7 protein-coding genes are annotated in these 9,549 nt (G+C 43.8%); 3 read left to right on the forward strand and 4 right to left on the reverse strand.

The window, feature by feature from the left end; translation table 11 throughout:
* Entirely contained in the window at window positions 1-1,131 is a 1,131-nt protein-coding gene (locus ACRBG0_RS26265; RefSeq protein ID WP_431489800.1) for a prenyltransferase/squalene oxidase repeat-containing protein, read from the reverse strand.
* Between the two features lie 531 nt (window positions 1,132-1,662).
* Between ACRBG0_RS26265 and rocD the strand changes: the two genes are divergently transcribed.
* From rocD to ACRBG0_RS26280, 3 genes are all read left to right on the forward strand, one after another.
* Complete coding sequence (gene rocD / locus ACRBG0_RS26270) at window positions 1,663-2,949, forward strand: ornithine--oxo-acid transaminase (RefSeq protein ID WP_431489801.1); 1,287 nt, start codon at window positions 1,663-1,665, stop codon at window positions 2,947-2,949.
* A 191-nt stretch (window positions 2,950-3,140) separates the two neighbouring features.
* The gene (locus ACRBG0_RS26275) at window positions 3,141-6,254 is read left to right on the forward strand and encodes a tetratricopeptide repeat protein (RefSeq protein WP_431489802.1); all 3,114 of its coding nucleotides are present in this window, start codon (window positions 3,141-3,143) and stop codon (window positions 6,252-6,254) included.
* A gap of 193 nt (window positions 6,255-6,447) precedes the next feature.
* Window positions 6,448-8,079, forward strand: a complete 1,632-nt coding sequence (locus ACRBG0_RS26280; protein WP_431489803.1) for a hypothetical protein — start codon at window positions 6,448-6,450, stop codon at window positions 8,077-8,079.
* A 65-nt stretch (window positions 8,080-8,144) separates the two neighbouring features.
* Here ACRBG0_RS26280 and ACRBG0_RS26285 read toward each other — a convergent pair whose 3' ends face one another.
* The 3 genes from ACRBG0_RS26285 to ACRBG0_RS26295 form a co-directional block, all read right to left on the reverse strand.
* Window positions 8,145-8,789 (reverse strand): rhomboid family intramembrane serine protease, encoded by a 645-nt coding sequence (locus ACRBG0_RS26285; RefSeq protein WP_431489804.1) that lies wholly within the window; start codon window positions 8,787-8,789, stop codon window positions 8,145-8,147.
* A gap of 6 nt (window positions 8,790-8,795) precedes the next feature.
* Entirely contained in the window at window positions 8,796-9,269 is a 474-nt protein-coding gene (rlmH, locus tag ACRBG0_RS26290) for a 23S rRNA (pseudouridine(1915)-N(3))-methyltransferase RlmH (protein WP_431489805.1), read from the reverse strand.
* 5 nt (window positions 9,270-9,274) lie between these two features.
* Window positions 9,275-9,549: isochorismatase family protein (locus tag ACRBG0_RS26295; protein WP_431489806.1), on the reverse strand; the 275-nt coding region annotated here is incomplete at its 5' end.

Genomic DNA, 9,549 nt, shown 5'->3' on the forward strand with positions numbered 1-9,549 from the left:
TTAAAACCCTGCCTCAATCACCGCATTCAGTGCCCGTATAGCAAGCGCAGTAGCCAAGAGTGGGTCGTCTTCTTTATTGGGCGCTCCCCAGGGATTGCTAAAAGAGCCATCCGATAATTGTCTTTCTGTCAGTAGCGCAACAATCTGTTGCTGCCAATCATTATCTGTTGGTAACAAACCTAGGTGGCTTATTTTGGCATAAGCCTGCGCCCTGACGGCTATGTGATAATAGAAGAGCACTTTTTCCCAGTTACCTGGTTGCCCTGGAGCAATGCCACTTACTCGTTCCCAGTTTTCGTTGGCGAGTAACCAACGGGCTGCTATCTCTATTTTTTGCGTATTTATCTCAGGGAAGCTTAATAGTGCAAGTAATCCATCGGCGGTAGCGGTCGCATAGGAAACATATTTATGCGTTTGGTCATCTGCTTTATTAGCACCGAGGGTATAGGTAGAACTACAAAAACCACCATCGTTATTTTGCAATCGTTCCAGAAAAATGCCAGCCTTGGGCCAGCAGGGGTGGGTAGGAGAGCGGTGTGCGTGTTGGAAAGCCTCTAATACCCGACGGGTGTGGGAAAGGTCTATATGCCCCACTTCACCTGTTGGGAGATGTTGTTCACCAAAACCCCAAGCACCATAAGCCGGGTGATCAGGCGTAATTCCTCTTTGTTCTGTGAATTGTTGACTAAGGAGGTATTTTTCAAAACGAGGTTGAAAGAGTGTATCCAAGGCTATGGGGCTCTTGGTACTTATTTTTAGCAAATATGCAGTAGAATAAACCGGATATTCAATAACATAGGTCCCTTTTAGGCCAATGGCTCCTGTACTGTCGAGCTGCTGGATTAGGAAGGCATAACCATTTGAGAAGCAAGTGTCTTGAGGATCAATAGTATTCGATTCCTGAAGCGCATCCAGGATATAAGGCGTATAAGCGGCACCTCCTCGTAAAATACCGTGGGTTTCACTGTGCCAGCCACCATCTTCGGCTTGTTTTGCCAAAAGCCAGTTAATTGCCTTTTTCTGGATATTAATCGCTTTGCTGCTGAGGTCGTCCGTGTCGGGTGTATTGTCCTTACGGCAACTAGTTACCGTAAGGGTTACCAAGAGGAAAAGAAGGATTAATTGGCGCATATATGGCAAATGTTTGGAGTCTTTGAACTGAGTTAATAGGACTGTTACAGATAGAGAAGAGGTTAAACAGAGTACGTTATCATGCTTTTAAGCTAAAAAGAAAGGGTGGAAATATGGGAGGAGGTATTTTAAGGAAATAAGAAATTAATAAAAAGATGTTTTTTAAAGTGAAGAAAATCAGTCGAAAGCGATGCATTAGAATGTTAAAATGGTGGATGATGTAATATTTTTTTTTCGCGATACCTAAAATCATTTAAGAATATTTGGAAGTATGCTAAATATTATGCTAAATTTGCAATAGTTGTTAATACAACAAGATTTTTATTTTCACATCAGAGAGAGCGCGTTTTTAAAGGAGCCCTGCCTATCTTATTTTCAGGGCTCACTTTTTTTTTACTACCTGCGCCATTTTTTCTTTTCTTTATTATTGGTTATTTACGGTTGATGCTCATTTTCCCTACGGAAAATAAATTCTACCTTAGCACTATTGTTTAGAGATGTTATTACATCAAAAAAAAATAGAGCATAAAAATGACGCCAACCACCACACTTTCTTCGTCGGAATTGATGCAACTTGAAGACCGTTACGGAGCACATAATTATCATCCTCTTCCGGTTGTTTTATCCAAAGGCCGCGGCGTATTCGTATGGGATGCGGAGGGCAAGCGGTATTACGATTTTCTTTCCGCCTATTCTGCTGTTAATCAGGGGCATTGCCATCCTCGGATAGTAAACGCACTGGTTGAACAGGCACGTGAATTAACACTGACTTCCCGCGCTTTTTACAATGATAAATTGGGGCCTTATGAAAAGTACCTCACGGAGTACTTTGGTTTCGATAAGGTGTTGCCGATGAATACCGGCGCAGAAGGAGTAGAAACAGCCATTAAAATCGCTCGTAAGTGGGGATACGAAAAGAAAGGTATTCCTAATGGAGCGGCTAAGATTATCGTTTGTGGACAAAACTTCCACGGACGGACGACGACCATTATTTCCTTCTCTAGTGACCCTGATGCTAAAGGAAATTTTGGGCCTTACACCCCCGGATTTCAGGCGGTACCTTATAATGATCTTACAGCCCTAAAAGCAGCATTGGACAATGAGCCGGATAAGATTGCGGCCTTTTTGGTAGAACCGATCCAGGGCGAAGCCGGTGTGTTTGTGCCTGACGAAGGCTTTATGGCTGCTGCTGCGGAGCTATGCCGTGAGCGCAATATCCTATTTATTGCTGACGAAATCCAGACGGGTATTGGTCGGACAGGAGCACTTTTGCGGGTCTGTGGCGATTGTAATTGTCAGAGCCACTGTGAGCAACAGGCTACTTACACCCGCCCCGATATCTTGATTTTAGGTAAAGCCATTTCTGGTGGTGTATATCCAGTAGCTGCCGTTTTGGCTAATGATGAAGTGATGGAAGTGATTAAACCAGGGCAGCACGGAAGTACCTTTGGTGGTAATCCACTAGGTTGTGCGGTAGCCATGGAAGCCCTGGAAGTTATTCGTGATGAAAAACTAACTCAAAATGCCCGAGCACTAGGAAAACGCTTCCGTGAGCGGATGCAAAACCTTGTAGAACAATACCCTGAGCTGCTAAACCTTGTAAGAGGTAAAGGTTTACTTAACGCAGTGGTTATCAATGATAGCCCAGAGAGTAAAACCGCTTGGAATATTTGCGTAAGCCTGGCAGAACATGGTTTGTTAGCAAAACCTACCCATGGAAATATCATCCGTTTTGCGCCACCATTGGTCATGACGGAAGAGCAATTGGAAGAGTGTTGCGATATCATTGCGACGGTAATGGGTAAGTTTGCCAAATAAATTAGCATAAATTTAGCTTGTGACACTTAAGGGGGTAGAATGCAACATTCTGCCCCCTTTGTTGCGTTTATAAAGCAGTCTAATGATTCCTCGCTTACTTGCAAAATATTAAGCAACTTCATAAGATTAATTGTAATTTGTACCTTGTACGCTTTACAAAATCAACTACTATCAACCAACTTACACCACCAATGCTGAAACGATTGTTGCCCTTTTTGGTGGCCGTGTTTTTCGCAGGCTGGATAGCCGCACAAGAGACCACCGTCTATACCGAAGCTTACCAGGCCTATAAGCGTGGGGAGCTTTTCTTTGATGATGGACTTTACGCCAAGGCCCAGAACGAATTTCGCGATGCCATAGACGAGTTTCGTCAAATTAACGAAGCTGATTCCCCATTAATAAAAACCAAAGCCGAATTAGGCTATGCTCAATCCGCAGTCCGTTTAGGGCAATCAGACGGAGAAAAGCTCATCTTGGAATTTATTAGAAACTATTCTCCTGATCCCATTGCTAATCAAGCGCTGATTGAAATAGCCAATTACTATTTTGACAACAGGGATTATGATAAGGCTATCTCTTATCTGAGTAAGGTACCTACTTCAGGACTGTCAAGAGAAGAGCGGGCGGGAGTTCGCTTTAAGCTGGGTTATGCTCAGTTTGTAAAGAAAAATTTTGGAGAAGCCAAGACTAATTTCAGAGAAATCAAAGACCTGGAAACGGAGTTTTACTACCCTGCAAATTACTACTTGGGACTTTGCTATTTCTACGAAGGTGATTATGATAATGCTGTTCGGCAGTTTCGTTTGGTTGAGCGTTCGAGTAAGTACGATGATTATATTCCGTACTACACGGCTCAGATTTATTTCGCTCAACGCCGTTTTGATGAGTTAATCGCGTATGCAGAACCACGTTTGTCGGAGCCGAATCTAAAAAATCAGAAAGAAATTTATCAACTGGTAGGTCAAGCTTATTTTGAGAAAGGAGACTATACCAAAGCACTGAGCTATTTAGAGTACTATGCTGATCGTTCTGGTCGCTTGCGGGCAGAGGAGTTCTATCAGTTGGGGTATACTCAGTATAAAACGGGGGATTACGCCAAGGCTATCCGCAATCTGCAAGAAGTAAGTGGACAGGATAACGAAATGGGCCAGGCTGCTAATTACTACCTCGGAGAAGCTTACCTCCGTACAGGAGACCGCTCATTGGCGCGTGCTTCGTTTGGTAATGCCAAGCGAATGAACTACGATCTTGCGTTGGCAGAGGAGGCTAATTTCAACTATGGCAAGCTAGCCTACGAGATGAAAGATCCACAGGAAGCCATTGATGCTTTCCAGAAGATTACGCCTACCAGCCCTTATTATGTTGAAGCTCAGACCTTGATGGGGGAGATATTCTTGTCGTACCGCAATTACGAACAAGCCTTGACCATTTTGGACGCGATGCCCAATAAGCCACCGCAATTACAAGAGAGTCATCAGAAGGTACTGGTTTTACGTGGTATTCAGCTTTTGCAGGAAAATAATCCAGCGGAAGCGAAGACCTTATTCAATCGTTCACTACAGTTTCCTATTGATACTCGGAGCCAGGCACTAGCCCTTTATTGGTTAGCAGATATCGCTCATCGTGATGGGAACTTCAACGAAAGTATTCGACTGAATAGCCAGTTCCTTACCCTGGCTAAAAGCCAAACAGGATTGCCAGATGAGTCGTCGTTATTCACTGGCAATTATTTGCAGGGATACAATTACCTGAAGCAGGATAATTTCCCTGCTGCACTGGATTATTTCCGTGCTACGGTAGAAGGGATCAAGCGTAACCGTTCCTTTATCGCCAACCCGGCGGTACGTGACGAAATGCTTGGTGATGCTGTGTTGCGTACTGGAGATGCATATTTTAAACGCAACCAGTACAATCAGGCTATTCAGTATTATGACGAAGCCGTCAACAACCAGTACAGTGGCTTTATCTATGCTTTGTACCAAAAAGCCTTGTTGGAAGGGCTGCGAAACCGCAATGCCCAGAAAATATTGGCCCTTGAGCAAATTGTTTCCGACTATCCTAATTCTGAATACGCAGACGATGCTCTTTTTCAATTAGGGCTTACCTATCAAGAGATTGGGCAGACAAGTAGGGCTATTGAACCATTGCGACGTCTGGTTAGTCAATACCGCAATAGCTCTGATTTGGTGGTGCCATCCTATTTGCGACTAGGATTAATTAACTATAACCTGGGAAATCAGGAGGCTGCTATTAATTACTACAAGCAGGTTTTTGCCAACAACCCGAGTCCTGAAGAGATCAATGTAGCACTCGCGGCATTGGACGAAATTTATGTTTCAGATATGGGCCGCCCAGATTTGCTGGAAGCATTTTTGCGGACGATCCCTGATTATAACTTTAATGACTTTTCACGAGATAGCTTGTTTTTCCGCTCAGCGGAGACGCAATATGAGAACGGCAACTATCAGCGTGCCGTAGAGAGCTACCAGAATTATCTTAATCAGTTTCCTAATGGTATCAATGTGCTTACTGCCCATTATCATAAAGGAGAGAGTCATGCGGTGCTTCGCCAGTACGATCAAGCATTGGCCCACTATGATTGGGTTGTTTCCAAGGGGCCAAGCAGATATTACTTGCGTGGTTTGGAGAAGGCGGCAATTATCGCTTATAACCATGCCCAGGATTTTAATAAGTCCTACGATTTGTATACGCGTTTGGAGCAGGTCGCAGATACCGAAGAGCTACGTTTTGAGGCCCAACTGGGAGGTATGCGTTCTGCCTACCGGATTGGTAATTCCCAAGCGGTTTACGCGCTTGCAAACAAGGTGTCGAGTAACCCGAGTGCTACTGAATTGCAGCGAGCGACAGCGAATTTCTACATTGGTAAAATTGCCTACGATCGAAGTGATTACACCGCATCATTGGCCGCTCTTAATGAGACAATCCGTCTAAGCGATAATGAACAGACTGCTGAGGCCCGCTACCTGAGAGCATCTATTTATTACCAACGCAGAGATTTGAACAAGGCCAAAGAGCTCACACTGGCTGCCAACCGCGAGAGTTCTGGTTACCCTTTCTGGGTTGCAAAGAGTGTGATCTTGTTGTCCGATATTTTTGTGGAACAAGGCGACCTCTACAATGGTAGAGCAGCCTTGGAGGCTTTATTGGATAATTACAATGAAGATCAAACACTGGTTGCCGAAGCACGCCAGAAGCTTAATCGGGTTAATACCATGATTAACCAGGGAAGCCGTCTTGATAATTCTGATCCTAATCAACTTCAATTTGAAGGAGGGGGTAATTAAGTATTGCGCAGAAAATAAAATGCGATTAGCTTCGCTGCTTCTGCGAGGTCTTTTCAGGTTTTTAAAATAGTTAAAACTCTTTAAGTGAATTGTTTATTCAACTATTATGAAAAACAGAATCTCATTTTATTTTCGTGCTGTTCCTAAGCTTCAGGAACGGAATTTTCTTTTTCATTTACTAGAATTAATTAGCATGAAATATATAGGAAGTATCTGCTTGATGTTGTTCTGCTTTAGCCTTTCGGCTCAGGGCGATTTGCCTTCGGGCCAAGTAGATGTCGTGAAAAACTTTGAAGCGCGTTTAGCTGAAGCAAACCGCATTAGTGTCCGCCCGGAATTGCCACCATTGGATTCTACTACGCGGCGGCTAAACTACAATGTAGTGTCCAAAGATGTGGCTGTTGAATACCTTGCGCCTCGTATCCGGCCTTTGGCTTTTCGCACGGAGAAGCCGCCAGAAATTTATGATGGTTATGCCCGTTTAGGAGGAGGATATCCTAATGCTTTTTACGGAGAACTATCCTACGATATTACCCAGAACGAGGATTTTGACTTCGGTATAGAATTGATGCGACATACGGCAAACAACAAGAAGAAGGTTGAAAACCAACGGTATAGTAACAATAGTTTAGGGTTGGATGGTACCTTTTATTTTGACCAAGGCTTTGCCGTAAATGGAGAGATTGGTTACGAAAACAATGGTGTTTATTACTATGGTTATAATGATATCAACGAAGAGTTGGATACCATGCTGTATTCATTTACCGATGAAGAAGTACGGCAGCGATTCAGTATTTTTGATTTCGGACTTGATATTTTTAACGGTGAGCGCACCCAGGCGGATTTCAACTATCGTGCCGGGGTCGATATTTATCTGATGAACGACAACTACGCGGCCCGTGAGAATGGGATGCTGCTGACGTTGGAAGGTACCAAGTGGTTTGATGAAAAACATCCGTTGAGCATTGTGCTTAAAACGGATTTTTCAACCTTCCGCGATACGATGAAACAGACCCTCAATAACTTCTACCTTGAGCCTAGTTATACTTATCATGGCGACGCTTTTCAGGTGAAAATTGGTGCAAATATCACTTCTGTTGAGGATAATTTTTCGCTCTTCCCAAACCTGGAAGCTAGTGCGAATATTGTTCAAGGAGCGCTTACTGCTTATATAGGAGCGAATGGTTCGCTCACCAAGAACAATTTCCGTAACCTGATTGAGTACAACCCTTTTCTGCGTTCTCGTATGGAGATTCGCAACTCTAAGTGGACGGAGTACTACGGTGGTGTAAAAGGAACAATTGCAGGGATTACCTACCAAGGACAAATTGGTTATAAGGCGATCGATGATTTGGCCTTATTTCAACTGAACGACCCGCTGGAAAGTATTCCCCGTTTCGATGTGCAGTACGATACCGCTACGATCGTTACGATCAAGGGTACTGTTATGATGCCCTTATTCACAGGGTTAGAGGTGACGGGTTCTGTAAGCCAGAACTTCTTCTCACTGGAGCGGGAAGAGAAGCCTTGGCATCTGCCTTCCTTTACGGTTAATGCAGGAGCTCGTTACACGACACCAGAGCGTAAGTTCTCGCTCAAGGCAGATTTCTTCCTTGAAAATGGCGTGCCTTACCGGAATACTGCCGGAGAGGTAGACAACCTCAATGCTTTGTTTGACCTGAGCATTATGGGTGAGTACTACGTTACGAAAAACATAGGCGCCTGGGTACAATTGAATAACCTGGCGGGTAATAATCGTCAACGTTGGTTCCGTTATCCTACGCTGGGCCTGAATGCAATGGTGGGAGTGAGTGCGCGGTTTTAGATGTAATGATTTTACCACATAGGTATATAGAGGTGAAAAACTATATACCTATGTGGTGAAAGACATTAAAATCCAGGAAACGGTTGTGGCCCAGCGAGCAATTGCTGGAGCATATAGGTTAGCAATTCTGGTTTCAATAAAAGGCTAGCTACGATAATGAAACCGATACCATAGATAGCTCCTGAAAGGTGGGCATTGTGGCCGATATTGTCTCTACCTTGCTTATCCATATAGGAAGAATACCATAGAAAACCTACAGCAAGTAAGATGCCCGGCAGGGGAGGGAAAACGAACCATTCCCAAGGAAGAAACATGATGAAGATCATAGATAAAGCCGACGTTGCTCCTGAAGCCCCCAGTGCACTGTAAGCGTAATTATCCTGATGACGAAAGTAGGAGGGGAGGCTGGCCACTGCTACGGCACTAAAGTAGAAGATTAAAAAAGCTACTCGGCCAATGGTAGGCCCAAATAGATAGGTGATGAAAATATTCTCTACGAGTTCGCCAAAAATATAGAGCGCCCACATATTAAAAAGCAAGTGGGAAAAATCTCCATGAATCAAGCCACTGGTGAAGAAGCGGTAATATTCTCCATTACGGATATCAACCGGACGGAAAAGCAATTTGGCCTTCATTTCAGGGTTATTGAAAGCCTGATAAGAAATGAGGCAGGTCAGAATAATTAAGACCAGCGTTAACGAAATAGACATAGTAGACTAAGGATTGTGGTAAGGTTCGTTTTTTAATATTGTCATAGCACGGTACAGTTGCTCTAGCCAGAAGAGCCTAACCATTTGGTGGGAAAAGGTCATCTTGGACAACGAAAGTTTCCCATTAGCCCGTTGATAAATGGCATCATCAAAACCAAAAGCACCACCGACCAGGAAAATTAAGCGCCGATGAAAACCCTGGAGTTGTTGATCGATCCATTGCGAAAGATCTTCTGAAGTTAATTGTTTGCCCTTTTCGTCAAGGATAAAGAGGGCATCCTGGGGTTTGAGTCGGGAAAGGACCAACTCTGCTTCCTTTTGCTTGAGTTGTGGAGAACTGAGCTTGCCCGCATTTTTAATATCAGGAAGGATCACTTTTTCAAAAGGAAGATAATGAGGTAGCCGCTTCGCGTACTTATCAATGCCTTCTCGCAGATAGCGGTCAGCCGTTTTTCCTATAAACCAGCATTCTACCTTCACAATAATTAGGCTTTGAGGATTTGGGTTGAATGAATCACTTTTACGCCTTTTTCAGACATTTCCGCTACAGCATTATCTACATCGCCTGGAGATAAATTTACACCACGTGAAGCGTCTTTAATGAGGTAAGTTGTAAAACCTAGCTCAAGGGCATCAAGGGCTGTAAACTTAACACAATAATCGGTAGCCAAGCCCATGACGTAAACGGTGTCAATACCTTGCTCTTTAAGCCAGTCACCCATGCCCGTCGCTTTTCGGTGGTCGTTGTCAAAAAAACCAC

The organism is Lewinella sp. (genome assembly GCF_050633125.1).
Taxonomy (GTDB): domain Bacteria; phylum Bacteroidota; class Bacteroidia; order Chitinophagales; family Saprospiraceae; genus Lewinella.